The organism is Streptomyces sp. NPDC044002 (genome assembly GCF_056434525.1).
The window spans coordinates 62893-79313 of record NZ_JBWKEZ010000040.1 but is presented as its reverse complement, the minus strand read 5'-3'; the positions used below and the strand labels follow the sequence as shown (position 1 = coordinate 79313).

The window sequence follows — 16421 nt, the reverse complement described above, 5'->3', positions numbered from 1 at the left end:
GCCGGCGGGGCTATCTATAGCCTCGCCGGCGTTTGAGGCGCGGGGGTCTGGGGGCGGAGCCCCCAGGGGGTCCGGGGCGCAGCCCCGGGGAACGGGCGAAGGGCGGGGAGGGGACCTCGCCCCGCGCAGCGGCCCACCCACCCGCACACGACCCACCGCCCCAGCCACCCGAACCGGCCCCGCCCCGCAGGCCGCCGGACGGAGTCCGGCGCGGCGGTGCGAAGCCGGGGAGGCGCCCCGGCGCCGAGCCGCGCGAGCGGCGCGTCAAGAAGGGGAGCGGCGCGTCAAGAAGGAGAAGGGAGCGGCACGCCCGCCAGCAGCGGCCGCCCTAGGACGAGGGTGTCGGCGGCGACCACCGGCGCGGGCCCGTTCGCCGGGTGGTCCCAGTGCCCGCGGGGCTTGCCCGTGCCGACGTCCAGGCCCGTCACGAACGGCAGGGCCGTCCGCCCCAGGAGCCCGCGGCGCCCGCCGTGGGAGGACTTCACGTACAGCACCCCCCGCCGCACCCCCAGCAGCTCCAGCACGCACTCCGTGCCCTCCCGCCGCGTCACCGGCCGCTGCCACCGCACCGACCCGCTCGCCGCGTCCAGCGCGAACACCACGTCCCAGCCCTGCTCCGCCCGGTACGCGGCCACGTACACCACCCCGTCCTCGACGAGCAGCCCCGCCGCCGGCGTCCCCGGCTCGAAGCGCCACAGCTCGTAGCCCTTGCGCCGGTCCAGGGCGTGCAGCACACCGCCGGCCAGTACGTGCACCGGCCCGCCCGGCAGGTGGTCGGGGGCCGGCCGCGCGCCGGCGTCGTAGCCGCGCGGCCAGGACCACAGCGGGGTCCCGCCCGGCAGGTGCAGCGCCCGCAGCTGCCGGCCGTCGCCGAGGACCAGGCACTCGCCCGCGACGGTGAAGGAGGTCACGCCCGGCAGCGGATGCCGCCACAGCGGCTGCCCGTCGGTCTTGTCCAGGGCGGTCAGCTCGCCGTCCGCCGCGTGCAGCACCAGCCCCGGCGCCGGGATCAGCCCCACCGGCTCCGTCAGCTCCCGCCACCACCGCACCCGCCCGTCCGCCGAGTCCCGGACCACCAGGCGCCCGTGCGACCCGGCGCCCGACGTCACGACCACGCACACGGTGTCCGCGTCGGTCCTGCACCACACCCACTCCGGCTCCGGCAGCGGCCGAGCCCGCACCCCGTCGTCGGCGTACGCCATCCAGCGCCCGGCCCCCGTCGCGGCGTCCACGCAGCCGACCTCGGCCCCCGCCGTCCACACCGCCAGCTCCCCGGCGGCGTGCAGCTCGTCCGGCAGCTCCCCGGACCGCCACCCCGCCGCCGGCCGGGGCCCGGCCTTGTCGGGGCGCAGCGTCACCCCGCGCGGGGGCGGCGTGCCGGGGTCCGCGGCGGCGGCCGCCAGCCAGGGCGCTCCCGCCGTGCAGTCCCGGGCGATCCAGGCCAGCTCCCGGCCCCGCTCGGCGGGTTCGGCCAGCCGCCGGGCGGCGGCGGCCCGTTCCCGCGCGGCGGCCGGGTCCAGTACGGAGGGGCGTCCCTGCGCGCTCAGGTCCCGGGCGGCCTCCAGTTCCGCGCGGGCCGCCTCCAGGTCCCCGTTCCCGGTGTCGGCCAGCGCCCGCTCCGCCAGGGCCAGGGCCTCGGCCGCGCCGGCCCGGTCCCCGACGCCGGAGCGTTCGCCCGCCACCCGGCACAGCGCCCGCACCCGGGCCCCGCCGCCCGGGATCCGCTCGGCCAGCCGCAGGGCGGCGGGCAGGTCCTGCCGGGCGACGGCGGTGACGGCCCTGGACTCGGTGGCGGCCCGGACCACCGGGCTCCGGATCAGCGACAGGTAGCCCTCCGCACGGGGGAAGTCGGCCGGTGCACTGGCCAGGGCGGCCCGCGCCAGTACGGCCTCCTCCGCCGCGCTGCCGGCGAAGTGCCGCCGGGCCAGCCGGACCCCGCGTTCGGGGGCGACCGCCGCGAGTTCCTCCGCGACCTTGCGCAGCCGGGCCAGCCGGTTCGGCCCGGACACCGCGAACAGGGCCTGCTGCGCGTCGGTCAGCACCCGCTCGGTGCGGGCGGGGGCGTCCCGCGAGATCCGCCGGGCCAGCCCGGTCAGCAGCGCGGCCACCCGGGCGCCGTCGCCGCCCCCGTCGGTCCAGGCCCAGAGCTCGGCGTCGGCCAGCAGCCGGCCCGCGAGGTCCGCGTCGAAGCGCGCCGCGGCCTCCGCCGCGAGGGCGAGCCCCTCGGTGCGGGCCTCGCCGGCCCCCGCCGGCAGGGAGGCCAGGGTCTCCTCGGCCTCCAGCAGCAGCTCCCGCACGAAGTCCCGTACCGGGGCGGGCACGGGGGCGTCCGCCTCCGACTCGGGCCCCGGTCCCGGCCCCGGCCCCGGCTCGGGCGCCGGCACCGAAACCGGGTCCGGCACCGAAACCGGGTCCGGCACCGAAACCGGGTCCGGCACCGAAACCGGGTCCGGCACCGAAACCGGGTCCGGCACCGAAACCGACACCGCCTCCGCCTCCCGCAGCGCGGCGACCGCGCCGGGACTCCCCTCCCCACCCCCCTCCAGCCCCCGCAGCGCCCCCGCCACCCACTGCGCCGACTCCGGCCGGTCCCGCGGGTCCTTCGCCAGCAGCGCCAGCACCAGCCGGCCCAGCTCCGCGGACACCCCGGGCACCTCCAGCGGCTCCGGCGCGTCCTCCACGTGGCGCCGCATCAGGACGTACATCGGCTCCGCCGACCCGAAGGGCGGCTCCCCGCTCAGCAGGGCGTACAGCACGCACCCCAGCGCGTACAGGTCGCAGCGGGCGTCCACGTGCTCGCCGCGCCACTGTTCGGGCGCCATGTACGGCGGGGTGCCGAACATCCGCCCGGTCACCGTCCAGCCGGCCGTCGCGTCGGCGGAGTGGGCTATGCCGAAGTCGCAGATCTTGAGGCGGCCGCCGGGCAGCAGGAAGAGGTTCTGGGGCTTCAGGTCCCGGTGCACCACGGCCCGTTCGTGCGCGGCGGCCAGCGCCTCCGCCGTCTGCGCGGCCAGCCCGACCGCCTCGGCCACCGGCAGTCCGCCGGGGGAGCGGGCCAGCCGCGCTCCCAGGTCCTCTCCGGAGAGCAGCTCCATCACGATGAACAGGCGCCCCTCGTGCTGCCCCACGTCGTGCACGACGGTGATGCCCGGGTGCTGGAGGCGCGCCCCGATGGTGGCCTCCCGCCGGAACCGGGCTATCAGCTCCTCGTTGGTCGCCGCGTCCAGCAGCACCTTGACCGCCACGGCCCGGTGCAGGGCCTGGTCGTGGCCCCGCCACACCTCGCCCATGCCTCCGGCACCGAGCCGCTGGTCCAGCCGGTACCGGTCCGCCAGTACTTCCCCCACCCGCACCGCGAAGCCCCCTGAGATCACGTCGTCCGACGGTCATCCAGGGGGCATTCTCCACCGCGAAGTGAACTAACGGGGGTCGGTGGCTGAACGCCGCCGGATCTTGTTCCCCAGCCACACCAGGGGGTCGTACTTGCGGTCCACGGCCCGCTCCTTCAGCGGGATCAGGGCGTTGTCGGTGATCTTGATGCCCTCGGGGCAGACCTCCGTGCAGCACTTGGTGATGTTGCAGTAGCCCAGCCCGTGTTCCTCCTGGGCGGTGCGCTTGCGGTCCAGGCCGGCTTCCGCGGCCGCGTCCAGCGGGTGCATGTCCAGCTCCGCGACCCGCATCAGGAAGCGGGGGCCTGCGAAGGCGGTCTTGTTCTCCTCGTGGTCGCGCACCACGTGGCAGGTGTCCTGGCACAGGAAGCACTCGATGCACTTGCGGAACTCCTGGGAGCGTTCCACGTCCACCTGCTGCATCCGGTACTCGCCCGCCGCGACCCCCGGCGGGGGCACGAAGGCCGGGACCTCGCGGGCCTTGGCGTAGTTGAAGGACACGTCCGTGACCAGGTCCCGGATCACCGGGAAGGCGCGCAGCGGGGTGATCGTGACGGTCTCGTCCCGCTCGAAGACGGACATCCGCGTCATGCACATCAGCCGCGGCCGGCCGTTGATCTCCGCGCTGCACGAGCCGCACTTGCCCGCCTTGCAGTTCCAGCGGACCGCGAGGTCGGAGGCCTGGGTCGCCTGGAGCCGGTGCACGATGTCCAGGACCACCTCGCCGTCGTGCACCTCGACGGTGAAGTCCCGGAGGTCCCCGCCCTCCGCGTCGCCCCGCCAGACCCGGAAGCGTGCGTCGTATGTGGTCACCCGTACAGCTCCTCTTCGGCGAGGTACTTGGCCAGTTCTTCCTTCTCGAAGAGCGCGAGCAGGTCGGGCCGGATCGGCTCGGTGCGGACCCGCTCCAGGGCGATGCGGGCTCCCGCGGGATCGGCGGGAGCCGGTACGACCGGGCGGCACAGCAGGTTCACCGGCCGCCACTGCCGTTCCATCGCCGGGCAGTCCTCGCGGGTGTGCCCGCCCCGGCTCTCGGTGCGCTCCAGGGCGGCGCGGGCCACGCACTCGCTGACCAGCAGCATGTTGCGCAGGTCCAGTGCCAGGTGCCAGCCCGGGTTGAACTGCCGGTGCCCCTCGACCCCGGCGCGGGCCGCCCGTACGCGCAGGGCCGCCAGCCGCTCCAGGGCCTCGGCCATCTCGCCCTCGCGGCGGATGATGCCGACCAGGTCGTTCATCGCCGTCTGGAGCTCCTGGTGGAGGGTGTACGGGTTCTCCGCGCCCTCGTCGGCGTGGAACGGGGCGAGCGCCTCGGCGGCCGCCGCGTCGATCTGCTCCTGGGAGACGGCGGGACGCGGGCCCGGGAGCGATGCGTGCTCCGCCGCGTGCAGCCCGGCCCGCCGGCCGAAGACCAGCAGGTCGGAGAGGGAGTTGCCGCCGAGCCGGTTGGAGCCGTGCATGCCGCCGGCGACCTCGCCGGCGGCGAACAGGCCCGGTACGCCGACGGTGGCGGCGGTGTCGGAGTCGACCGCGATGCCGCCCATCACGTAGTGGCAGGTCGGGCCGACCTCCATGGGCTCGGCGGTGATGTCCACGTCCGCCAGCTCCTTGAACTGGTGGTACATGGAGGGCAGCCGGCGTTTGATCTTCTCGGCGGGCATCCGGGTGGACACGTCGAGGAACACCCCGCCGTGCGGGGAGCCGCGGCCCGCCTTCACCTCGGAGTTGATGGCGCGGGCCACCTCGTCGCGGGGGAGCAGCTCGGGCGGGCGCCGGTTGTGGTCCGGGTCCTCGTACCAGCGGTCGCCCTCCTCCTCCGACTCGGCGTACTTCTCCTTGAAGACGTCCGGTACGTAGTCGAACATGAACCGCTTGCCCTCGGAGTTGCGCAGCACCCCGCCGTCGCCGCGCACGGACTCGGTGACGAGGATGCCCTTCACCGAGGGCGGCCAGACCATGCCCGTGGGGTGGAACTGGACGAACTCCATGTTGAGGAGGGGGGCTCCCGCGAGCAGGGCCAGGGCGTGGCCGTCGCCGGTGTACTCCCAGGAGTTGGAGGTGGTCTTGAAGGACTTGCCGATCCCGCCGGTGGCGAGGACCACCGCGGGGGCCTCCAGGACGAAGAAGCGGCCGGTCTCGCGCTCGTAGCAGAAGACCCCCGAGACCCTCTCCCCGTCCTCGGGGCCGCGGTCTTTCAGGCTGCGATCTTTCAAAACCCGCGTGACCGTGCACTCCTGGAAGACCTTGAGCCGGGCCTCGTGGTCACCGTGCTCCCTGAAGTCCTCCTGCTGGAGCTGGACGATCTTCTGCTGGAGGGTGCGGATCAGCTCCAGGCCCGTCCGGTCGCCGACGTGCGCGAGGCGCGGGTACTCGTGCCCGCCGAAGTTGCGCTGGGAGATCCGGCCGTCGGGCGTGCGGTCGAAGAGGGCGCCCCAGGTCTCCAGCTCCCAGACCCGGTCGGGGGCCTCCTTGGCGTGCAGCTCGGCCATCCGCCACTGGTTGAGGAACTTGCCGCCGCGCATGGTGTCGCGGAAGTGGACCTGCCAGTTGTCGCCCTCGTTGACGTTGCCCATGGAGGCGGCGATACCGCCCTCCGCCATCACGGTGTGGGCCTTGCCGAAGAGGGACTTGCAGATCACGGCCGTCCGGGCGCCCCGCTCGCGGGCCTCGATCGCGGCCCGCAGCCCGGCACCGCCCGCGCCGACCACGACCACGTCCCACTGCTGCCGTTCCACTTGAGCCATCTCAGAAGATCCTCGGGTCGGTGATGGTGCCGCTGGCCAGCAGGTACACGTAGAAGTCGCACAGGGCCACGCTGATCAGGGAGGCCCACGCGAGCTGCATGTGGCGGGCGTTGAGCCGGCTGACCCAGCCCCACAGGCGGTAGCGCACCGGGTGCCGGGAGAAGTGCTTGAGGCGGCCGCCCATGATGTGCCGGCAGGAGTGGCAGGACAGCGTGTAGGCCCAGATCAGCACGATGTTGGCCAGGAAGACGAGGGTGCCGAGCCCCATGTGGCCCCAGGCGTAGTGCTCGTCGCGGAAGGTCAGCACGGTGTCGTACGTGAGGATGCCGGCGACCGGCACCGCCGCGTAGAAGAAGTACCGGTGCAGGTTCTGCAGGACCAGCGGGAAGCGGGTCTCGCCCGTGTACGAGGCGTGCGGCTCGGCGACGGCGCAGGCGGGCGGCGAGGCCCAGAAGCCCCGGTAGTAGGCCTTGCGGTAGTAGTAGCAGGTCAGCCGGAAGCCGAGGGGGAAGACCAGGATCAGCAGGGCGGGGGACAGGCCCCACCAGCTGCCGAACAGGTCGAGGTTGGGTCCGCCGCGCATCTCCTGGCAGTTCTCCGCCAGACAGGGGGAGTAGAACGGGGAGACGTACGGGGCCGCGTAGTAGTGGTCGTTGGCGAAGGCCCGCCAGGTCGAGTACGCGATGAAGGCGAGCAGCCCGGCCGCGGTGCCGGCGGGCGACAGCCACCACCGGTCGGTCCGCAGGTGCCGGGCCGTGATCGCGGCCCGGGAGGGGCCGTGGACCCCGCCGGGCCGCTGCTGGGGTGGTTCCGTGCCTGTGGCCAAAGGGAACTCCGGGTGGAGTGGTCGAGGGGTGGCCCAGGAGGCCCGGCCGCCGGAGCGGCCGGGCCAGATGGGGGTGCTGCGCGGGGACGGGCGGCGGGTCCTAGGGGGCGCGGCGGTCGCGGGCGCCGAGGCCCTCGTCGTCGGTGTCCGTCCACAGCGCGTTGTCGTACGGGGTGTCCGGGATGGTCACCATCCTGGATTTCTCCGGCGGCCTGGGGCCGGCGGCCGGCGCCTGCCGGGCGACGTCCTTCTCCAGCTGCTCCACCGAGCGGACCAGCTCGTCGAGACTGCGCCGTACGGCGGTCAGATCGTCTTGCAGGGACATGACTTGCCCTCACTTCCGCAGGGTGCGGTGGCAACGCTCACGGGCGCCTGCGAGTGTCGCGCCTCCCGTCCCCGGTTGTGAAGGGACGTGCAGCGATTCCGGGCGCGCAGGCGCAAACCGTGCGCCCCTCCCTGCTCCCATTTTCATCCCTCGAACGAGGGAACGCGCGCCTGGGCGCCCGGCCCGGCGGCGGCCGGGGGCGGGGGGCGCGCCCGGGGGCGCAAGCGGGATTGGTCCGCACGGGTGGGGTTCGCGGCGTGGCGAGGGGCCGCTGCGGAGGACGCGGGCGGTGGTCGATTTCAGTGGGTTTCCACACCGGTGTGATCAGCTCCATATACCGCCGAACGTGATCAAGACCCTCTTTTCACGGCCCTCGTGCCCCGCCCCGGAGGTACCACCCATGACCCAGAGAAGGCGCAGGTCCTTGGCGCTCCTCACCTCGGGAGTCCTCGCACTGCCGCTCCTCGCGGGCTGCGGCGCGGGCGAGGACGAGGGCGGCCCGGCCGCCGCGGGACCGGACATCGCGACGACCGTCCGCGAGCAGGTCGCCGACGGCGGCGTGCTTCGCTGGGCCGTGGACTCCCTGCCGGAGACCCTGAACGCCTTCCAGGCCGACGCGGACGCCACCACCGGCCGGATCGCCGGCGCGGTCCTGCCCCAGCTGTTCACCCTGGACGCCAAGGGCCGGCCGGTGGCCAATCCGGACTACCTGGAGAAGGCCGAGGTCGTCGAGCGCGAGCCCAAGCAGGTCGTCCTGTACAAGCTGAACCAGCAGGCGGTGTGGAGCGACGGGCGCGAGATCGGCGCCGCCGACTTCGTCGCCCAGTGGCGGGCCCTGAACGGCAAGGACTCGGCGTACTGGACCGCCCGCAACGCCGGCTACGACCGGATCGAGAAGATCGAGCGCGGCAAGACCGACCTGGAGGTCAAGGTCACCTTCGTCAGGCCGTACGCCGACTGGCGCTCCCTGTTCAGCCCGCTCTACCCCAAGCAGGTCATGGGCACCCCCGAGGCCTTCAACGAGGGCGCCCGCGGCGCCCTCAAGGTCACCGCCGGGCCCTTCGGGCTCGGGGCCATCGACAAGAAGACCGGCACCGCGGCGCTGACCCGCAACCCGCGCTGGTGGGGCCGGCCCGCGAAGCTGGACACCCTCGTGCTGACGGCGGTGCCCCGGGCGGGCCGCCCGGCGGCGCTGGCCGCGGGGAAGGTGGACCTGGCCGAGATCGACCGTTCGGGCGTCGACCGGATCGCCCTCGCCCACCGGGACGCCGGCCGGGTGGACGGCACGCACGGCCCGGGCGCCTCGCTCACCCCCGCGCAGGCCACCCTCTCCTGGGCGCTGGCCCACGGCGCCGACGAGGCCAGGGCGAAGGAGGAGCAGGAGACCCGCCAGAAGAACGCCGACGCCGTCAAGAAGTACGCCGAGGAGCAGTCGGCCCTGCGCGGCTTCACGGTCCGCAAGTCGCTGGAGCCCGCCTACACGCAGCTGGCGATGAACGGGGCTTCCGGCCCGCTGTCGGACGAGCGGGTCCGCCGGGCCGTCGCCCGCGCCCTGGACCGCAAGACGCTGGCCGAGATCGTCCTGAGGCCGCTCGGTCTGCCCGCGAAGCCGGTCGGCAGCCACCTGGCGCTGGCCGGGCAGCAGGCGTACGCCGACAACAGCGACGCCCTCGGCGGCCAGGACACCCAGGCGGCGCAGGCCCTGCTCGCGGACGCGGGCTGGCGCAAGGGCGGCAAGCTGAACGAGCCGGCGAAGGCGGGGGCCGAGAGCGCCGAGAGCTCGCAGGACGACTCCAAGACCCCGGCGGGAGCCAAGCCCGGACCGGGCGACGGCACCGGCGAAGACGGCCTGTACATCGTGGGCGAGGACGACGGGCGCAACGGCGACCTCCGCTCGGCCACCGCCGACCTGGGCCTGCGCCGCACCCGCCCGGGCCTGCCCGGCGCCCCCGCCGCCGGGCTGCGCGTCCTGCCCGGGACGCAGGTGCGCGGCTTCGGGGCGGACCCGGCCGACGGCATCGCCTCCTTCGGCCGCACCGACGGGCCCTCGCCGGCCCTGGCCCCGGCCTCGCTCGCCGCGCAGCAGGAGCACGTCCTGCTGGCCCAGGCGGAGACCCTCGCGAAGGCGGCCGCGGCTGCCGGCGACGCCAAGGCCCCGGCGGAGGGCGAGGAGGCCAAGGAGGAAGGTGACGCCAAGGAGCCCGCGGCGGCCAGCCCGGCCCCCGTCCAGGCTCCCGCCAAGCAGGCCCGTACCTCCGGCGCGATGCTCGCCAAGGACGGCAAGCCGCTCAGCCTGCGCTTCGTCCTCCCGGCCGGGCCCGGCTCGGAGGCCCTGCGCTCGGTCGGCGAGCGGATCTCCCAGATGCTCCAGAAGATCGGCATCAGCACGGAGATCAAGAAGGTGGCCGACGAGAGCTTCTTCAAGGACCACATCGCCTCGGGCCAGTACGACCTGGCCCTGTACTCGTGGCCGGCGACGGCCTTCCCGGCCACCGACGCCCGCCCGATCTTCGCCAAGCCGGAGCCGGCCGCCGACGGCTCGCTCCTCGTCGAACAGAACTACACCCGGGTCGGCACCGACCACATCGACCAGCTCTTCGACCAGGCGGCCGGCGAGCTGGACGAGGCGCAGGCCCGCGAGCTGATGCGCAAGGCGGACGCCCGGATCTGGGCGGCGGCCGGTTCCATCCCGCTCTACCAGCGCCCCGAGCTGGTGGCCGTGAAGCCGGGCCTGGCCAACGCCGGGGCCTTCGGCCTCGGGGCGCCCCGCTACCAGGACATCGGCTGGAAGAAGCCGCCGGCCGCCAAGGACACCAAGGGCACCAAGGACGGCGAGAAGAAGTAGCCGAGGACATCGGGTGAAATAACGGGGCCTGTCAGGTTGACCCCCGGGTAGCAAGCTCAGAAGTGACTCAAGTTCCTTGCCCGCCGGATCCCCGGCGGGCAAGGTCGTACGTACCCATTGACCCGCATGAACACAGGCCGCACCCCCCGCCGGGACCCCCCACCCGAAACCCGGCGTTCCTCAGCCGTCCGGCCCCTTGACAGACCCCCCGGCAGGCGGTTCCCGCCACTCGACGTACGATGGGGTAAGGCCGTGGCAGGTTTTCCGCCCGGCAGAGGCTCGCGTGCCAGGCCGTACGCGACGCCATCCACGATCCCGGGAGAAGCGCCGAAGTGCCCACGCGCCACGACATCCGTAACGTCGCCATCGTCGCCCACGTCGACCATGGCAAGACGACCATCGTCGATGCCATGCTCAAGCAGGCCGGTGCCTTCGCCGCCCACCAGCAGCTCGACGACCGCATGATGGACTCGAACGACCTGGAGCGTGAGAAGGGCATCACGATCCTCGCCAAGAACACGGCGGTGAAGTACCACCCCAAGGACGGCGGGGCCCCGATCACGATCAACATCATCGACACCCCCGGCCACGCCGACTTCGGTGGCGAGGTCGAGCGCGGTCTGTCGATGGTGGACGCCGTCGTCCTCCTGGTGGACGCCTCCGAGGGTCCGCTGCCCCAGACCCGCTTCGTGCTGCGCAAGGCCCTCCAGCAGCGCAAGCCGGTCATCCTCTGCATCAACAAGACGGACCGCCCGGACTCCCGGATCGACGAGGTCGTCAACGAGACGTACGACCTGTTCCTGGACCTGGACGCCGACGAGGACCAGATCGAGTTCCCGATCGTCTACGCCTGCGGCCGTGACGGCATCGCCTCGCTGACCAAGCCGGAGGACGGCACCGTCCCGGCGGACAGCGACAACCTGGAGCCGTTCTTCTCCACCATCCTGGAGCACGTCCCGGCCCCGACCTACGACGAAGAGGCCCCCCTCCAGGCCCACGTCACCAACCTCGACGCCGACAACTTCCTCGGCCGCATCGCGCTGCTCCGCGTCGAGCAGGGCGAGCTGCGCAAGGGCCAGACCGTCGCGTGGATCAAGCGTGACGGCACGATCTCCAACGTCCGCATCACCGAGCTGATGATGACCGAGGCGCTCACCCGCAAGCCCGCCGAGGTCGCCGGTCCCGGTGACATCTGCGCCGTCGCCGGTATCCCCGACATCATGATCGGCGAGACCCTGGCCGACCCGGAGAACCCGATCGCGCTGCCGCTGATCACGGTGGACGAGCCGGCCATCTCCATGGTCATCGGCACCAACACCTCCCCGATGGTCGGCCGCGGCGGCTCCGGCAAGGGCGCGGACGCGAAGGCCGCGGTCAAGGACCGCAAGGTCACCGCCCGCCAGGTCAAGGACCGTCTGGACCGCGAGCTGATCGGTAACGTCTCGCTTCGCGTCCTGGACACCGAGCGCCCGGACGCCTGGGAGGTGCAGGGCCGCGGTGAGCTGGCGCTGGCCATCCTGGTCGAGCAGATGCGCCGCGAGGGCTTCGAGCTGACCATCGGCAAGCCGCAGGTCGTCACCCGCGAGGTCGACGGCAAGGTGCACGAGCCGGTCGAGCGCATGACCATCGACGTGCCCGAGGAGCACATGGGCGCCGTCACGCAGCTCATGGGCGTCCGCAAGGGCCGCATGGACAACATGTCGAACCACGGCTCCGGCTGGGTCCGCATGGAGTTCGTCGTCCCGTCCCGCGGCCTCATCGGCTTCCGTACGGAGTTCCTGACCCAGACCCGCGGCACCGGCATCGGCCACTCGATCCACGAGGGCCACGAGCCGTGGTTCGGCCAGCTGGTCACCCGCAACAACGGCTCCCTGGTCGCCGACCGCGCCGGTGCGGTCACCGCGTTCGCGATGACCAACCTGCAGGAGCGCGGCGTGCTGTTCACCGACCCCGGCACCGAGGTGTACGAGGGCATGATCGTCGGCGAGAACTCCCGCGCCGACGACATGGACGTGAACATCACCAAGGAGAAGAAGCTCACCAACATGCGCTCCTCCTCCGCCGACACCTTCGAGGCGATCGTCCCGCCGCGGAAGCTGTCCCTGGAGCAGTCCCTGGAGTTCTGCCGCGACGACGAGTGCGTCGAGGTGACCCCGGAGGCCGTGCGCATCCGCAAGGTCGTCCTGGACCAGAAGGAGCGCTCGCGCACCGCTTCGCGCGCCAAGTCGGCCAAGTAGTCCGCGAGTCGGACTCTGGCCGAAAGCAGTACGGCTGACAACGGCCCCTCCCCGCACCGCTCCGGTGCGGGGAGGGGCCGTTCGCATTTGTCAAACGGATTGTTGAGTCCCGCTGTCCGCATACCGGGCGTGACGCTCCGGATGATGAGCTAACCGTCCGTTTCGCACGTGTCTGTCTCCTATCCGTTTGTCCGGATTTCGGGTTTTCGCCATGCGGTGATGTTGTGAAAACGAGACCACTTAAGTGTGGTTTACGGCCTGGCGGTCCCTGAGGATTGGCTCCATTGAGCTCGGGTCAATGGGTCACACGCTGTGGGGAGCGTCGACTCACGAGCACACACGATGGGACCGGATTTCGCTGTCAGGGGTGTCAGCGGGAACCGGGTCCTTCACGAATCGACAGTGACTCCTGAGGAGGCAAATACCCATGCGCGGAGCAACGAGCGCCAAGTGGGTCGCGGGTGCCGTGATCGTGGCCATGGCCGCGACGGCCTGCAGCACCGGTAGCAACGACGCCGGTGGCAAGGGCGGCAGCATCACCGTTGTGCTCGGCGAGCCGCAGCACCGCCTGATCGGTCAGGACACCGCGGAGTCCGAGGGCTCCGAGGTCATGAACGCGGTCTTCAGCGGTCTGGTCAAGTACGACATCAAGACCAACGAGCCGAAGCTCGACGTCGCCGAGTCCATCGAGAGCACGGACTCGAAGACCTGGACCATCAAGGTCAAGGACGGCTTCACCTTCCACAACGGCGAGAAGGTCGACGCGCAGTCGTTCGTCCGCGCCTGGAACTGGGGCGCCAACCAGGAGAACGTGGCCGAGGCCATGCCGTTCTTCGCCAAGATCGAGGGCTCCGAGGAGCTCGCGCCGGGCAAGGACAAGAAGCCCACCTCCAAGGAGCTCAAGGGCCTCAAGGTCGTTGACGAGAAGACCTTCACCGTCACGCTGAAGGAGCCCTTCTCCCAGTTCAAGACCATGCTGGGCTACAACGCCTTCTTCCCGCTGCCGAAGGCCTTCGAGACCATGGACTCGAAGAAGTTCGGTGAGCACCCGATCGGCAACGGCCCGTTCCAGATGGACGGTGACTGGGAGCACAACAAGCAGATCAAGGTCAAGCGCTTCGACAAGTACCCGGCCGAGGGCCGTGCGAAGCTCGCGGGCGTCACCTTCAAGATCTACGACAACATGGACACGGCGTACAACGACCTGCGCGCCGACAACATCCAGATCGTCGACAAGCTCCCGATCTCGGCGATGGCCACCGTCTCCCAGGAGTTCGGCGACCGCTACATCTACAAGCCCGAGTCGGCCGTCGGCTACATCGGCCTCCCGCTGGAGACGAACCCCGAGGCGTTCGGCAAGCTGGAGATCCGACAGGCCATCTCCATGGCCATCGACCGGGACACGCTGACGAAGACCATCTTCAACGGCACCCGCAAGCCGGCCGACGACTTCATCAGCCCCATCATCCCGGGCTACCGCAAGGGCGCGCTGGGCGAGGTCGGCCAGTACAACCCGACCAAGGCCAAGGAGCTCTTCGAGAAGGCCGGCGGTGTTCCCGGCAACAAGATCGAGCTCGGCTACAACGCCGACGGCGGCCACAAGGAGTGGATCGAGGCCGTCGCCAACCAGCTGAAGGCGAACCTCGGCATCGAGGTCACCGCCAAGCCGTACGCCAAGTTCGGTGACATGCTGGACGACCTCGGTGCGGCGAAGTACAAGGGCGCCTTCCGCATGGCGTGGTCGATGGACTACCCGGCGGCGGAGAACTACCTGCGTCCGGTCTTCTCGAAGGTCGCGATCGAGCAGGGCTCCAACTACGGCCACTACCGCAACGACGAGTTCGAGAAGGTCATGGCGGAGGCCGACAAGGCCACCGACGCCGCCGAGGGTCTGAAGCTGTACCAGAAGGCCGATGACATCATCATCAAGGACCTTCCGTACATCCCGGTCTTCACGTACATGTCCTCCGCGGCCTACTCCAAGTCCGTGAAGAACGTCGAGGTCGACGCCCAGGGCCAGATGGACCTGGCGAACGTCGAGCGCAACTAACACCCCTCGTCACTTAGGGGAGTTCGCGGGGGCGGGCAGACGGAATCAGGTTTCCGTCTGCCCGCCCTTTCCCCCTGTTCTTTGCTGGAGGTCTGATGGGCCGCTACCTCATCCGCCGACTCATACAGGCGATCCCTGTGCTGATCGGCGCCACGTTCCTGATCTACCTGCTCACCTTCGCGATGCCCGGCGCTGACCCGATTCAGCTCCTCGCCGGCGAGAAGAAGGCAGACCCGCTCGTCGCCGCCATGCTGCGCGAGAAGTACCACCTGGACGACCCGTTCCTGCTGCAGTACTGGAACTACATCACCGGTGTGTTCCAGGGCGACCTCGGCGAGACCCTCACCGGGCGCAAGGTCGTCGACCTGATCGGCGAGGCGTTCCCGTACACGGTGAACCTCGCCATCTTCGCCTTCGTGATCGAGGCGATCGTGGGCGTCTCGGCCGGCATCATGGCCGCCCTGCGCCGCGGCAAGTTCCTCGACCAGCTGGTCCTCATCTCCACCCTGATGGTCATCTCGATCCCCGTCTTCGTGACCGGTTTCGTCCTCCAGCTGACCCTCGGCGTCCAGCTGAAGAACAGCTGGGGCATCGAGCTCTTTTCCGTCTCCTTCAACGAGAACGACGGACTCCAGGCCTACCTCCTCCCGGCCTGGGTGCTCGCCTCGACCTCGCTCGCGTACGTGGCCCGACTCACCCGTACCAGCCTGATGGAGACCATGCGCGCGGACTACGTCCGCACCGCGACCGCCAAGGGCCTGCCCCGCCGCCGCGTCGTGGTCAACCACGCGCTGCGCAACGCGCTGATCCCGATCGTCACCTTCCTCGGCGCCGACCTCGGTGCCCTCATGGGCGGTGCGGTCATCACCGAGCGCATCTTCAACATCCACGGCCTCGGCGGCCTGCTCGCCCAGTCCGTCTACCTCAAGCAGGGTGCCGTCGTCGTGGGTGGTGTGACCCTCCTGGTCCTCATCTACCTCGTCGCCAACCTCCTTGTGGACCTGCTGTACGCCGTGCTCGACCCGAGGATCCGCTATGCGTGACACGAATACGGTGGAGGACTCGATGACCGACACCCAGACGGCCGCGGCCACCTCCGGGGGCAAGCAGGCCGGCAAGGTCCAGGACAAGAAGAAGAAGGACCGCGAGGCCAGCCTCTGGTCCGACGCGATCGACGACCTGCGCCGCAACCCGATCTTCATCATCGGTGCAGTGCTCGTGGTGTTCCTGCTGATCGTGTCCGCCGTCCCGCAGCTGTTCACCGACGGCAGCCCGTTCGACGCCGGCGCCTGCAAGCTGGAGGACTCGCTCAAGACCCCGAGCGCGTCCCACTGGTTCGGCTACGACATCCAGGGCTGCGACGTCTACACGCGTACCGTGTGGGCCGCCCGCAACTCCGTGATCGTCGGCGTCGTCACCACCACGCTCGTCCTGCTGGTCGGCGGCATCCTCGGCCTGATCGCCGGCTGGGTCGGCGGCTTCGTGGACAGCGTCCTGTCCCGCTTCACCGAGATCTTCTTCGCCATTCCGCTGCTGCTCGGCGGCATGCTGATCATGTCCGCCATGCCCGGCAACGCCTGGACCGTCTCGCTGGTCCTCGCGGTCCTCGGCTGGCCGCAGATCTTCCGCATCATGCGGTCCTCGGTGCTGCAGAACAAGAACAACGACTACGTCGTGGCCGCCCGCGCCCTGGGCGCCGGGACCATGCGCATCACGATCCGCCACATCCTGCCGAACGCCGTCGCCCCCGTCATCGTGGTCGGCGCGATCAGCCTGGGTGTGTACATCTCCGCCGAGGCGGCCCTGTCGTACCTCGGCATCGGTGTCCAGCCCCCGGAGATCTCCTGGGGCCTGATGGTCAGCGACGCCTCGGCCCGCTGGCTCCAGGCACCGCACGTGCTGCTGTTCCCGTCCATTGCGCTGAGCGTCACCGTGCTCGCGTTCATCATGGTCGGCGACGCGGTGCGCGACGCCCTCGACCCGAAGCTGCGCTGAGGAAGGGCGTACG

The 16421-nt window shown here is 71.3% G+C and carries 10 protein-coding genes; 5 read left to right on the top strand and 5 right to left on the bottom strand.

Annotation, left to right across the window (positions count from 1 at the left end; all coding sequences use genetic code 11):
• Window positions 1–284: 284 nt before the first annotated feature.
• The 5 genes from AC07A6_RS26735 to AC07A6_RS26715 form a co-directional block, all read right to left on the bottom strand.
• Window positions 285–3374 carry a protein kinase domain-containing protein gene (locus tag AC07A6_RS26735; RefSeq protein WP_478778828.1) on the bottom strand — a complete coding sequence of 1030 codons (3090 nt, stop codon included), beginning with the start codon at window positions 3372–3374 and terminating at the stop codon, window positions 285–287.
• 45 nt (window positions 3375–3419) lie between these two features.
• Complete coding sequence (locus AC07A6_RS26730) at window positions 3420–4202, bottom strand: succinate dehydrogenase/fumarate reductase iron-sulfur subunit (protein WP_362469705.1); 783 nt, start codon at window positions 4200–4202, stop codon at window positions 3420–3422.
• Window positions 4199–6130 carry a fumarate reductase/succinate dehydrogenase flavoprotein subunit gene (locus tag AC07A6_RS26725; RefSeq protein ID WP_478778827.1) on the bottom strand — a complete coding sequence of 644 codons (1932 nt, stop codon included), beginning with the start codon at window positions 6128–6130 and terminating at the stop codon, window positions 4199–4201. The genes AC07A6_RS26730 and AC07A6_RS26725 overlap by 4 nt, the downstream gene beginning before the upstream one ends.
• A 1-nt stretch (window position 6131) precedes the next feature.
• The gene (locus AC07A6_RS26720) at window positions 6132–6956 is read right to left on the bottom strand and encodes a hypothetical protein (RefSeq protein WP_386273149.1); all 825 of its coding nucleotides are present in this window, start codon (window positions 6954–6956) and stop codon (window positions 6132–6134) included.
• 100 nt (window positions 6957–7056) lie between these two features.
• Window positions 7057–7281: a hypothetical protein gene (locus AC07A6_RS26715; RefSeq protein ID WP_362469696.1), complete on the bottom strand. Its 225-nt coding sequence runs from the start codon at window positions 7279–7281 to the stop codon at window positions 7057–7059.
• A gap of 400 nt (window positions 7282–7681) precedes the next feature.
• Between AC07A6_RS26715 and AC07A6_RS26710 the strand changes: the two genes are divergently transcribed.
• The 5 genes from AC07A6_RS26710 (at window position 7682) to AC07A6_RS26690 (ending at window position 16408) form a co-directional block, all read left to right on the top strand.
• Complete coding sequence (locus tag AC07A6_RS26710; RefSeq protein WP_478778826.1) at window positions 7682–10126, top strand: ABC transporter family substrate-binding protein; 2445 nt, start codon at window positions 7682–7684, stop codon at window positions 10124–10126.
• Window positions 10127–10458: 332 nt separating this feature from the next.
• Entirely contained in the window at window positions 10459–12363 is a 1905-nt protein-coding gene (gene typA / locus AC07A6_RS26705; RefSeq protein WP_478778825.1) for a translational GTPase TypA, read from the top strand.
• Window positions 12364–12790: 427 nt separating this feature from the next.
• Entirely contained in the window at window positions 12791–14413 is a 1623-nt protein-coding gene (locus AC07A6_RS26700; RefSeq protein ID WP_362469687.1) for a peptide ABC transporter substrate-binding protein, read from the top strand.
• A 95-nt stretch (window positions 14414–14508) separates the two neighbouring features.
• Complete coding sequence (locus tag AC07A6_RS26695; protein ID WP_362469684.1) at window positions 14509–15456, top strand: ABC transporter permease; 948 nt, start codon at window positions 14509–14511, stop codon at window positions 15454–15456.
• Window positions 15449–16408, top strand: a complete 960-nt coding sequence (locus tag AC07A6_RS26690; RefSeq protein WP_478778824.1) for an ABC transporter permease — start codon at window positions 15449–15451, stop codon at window positions 16406–16408. Before AC07A6_RS26695 ends, AC07A6_RS26690 begins: the two co-directional genes overlap by 8 nt.
• Window positions 16409–16421: the final 13 nt, after the last annotated feature.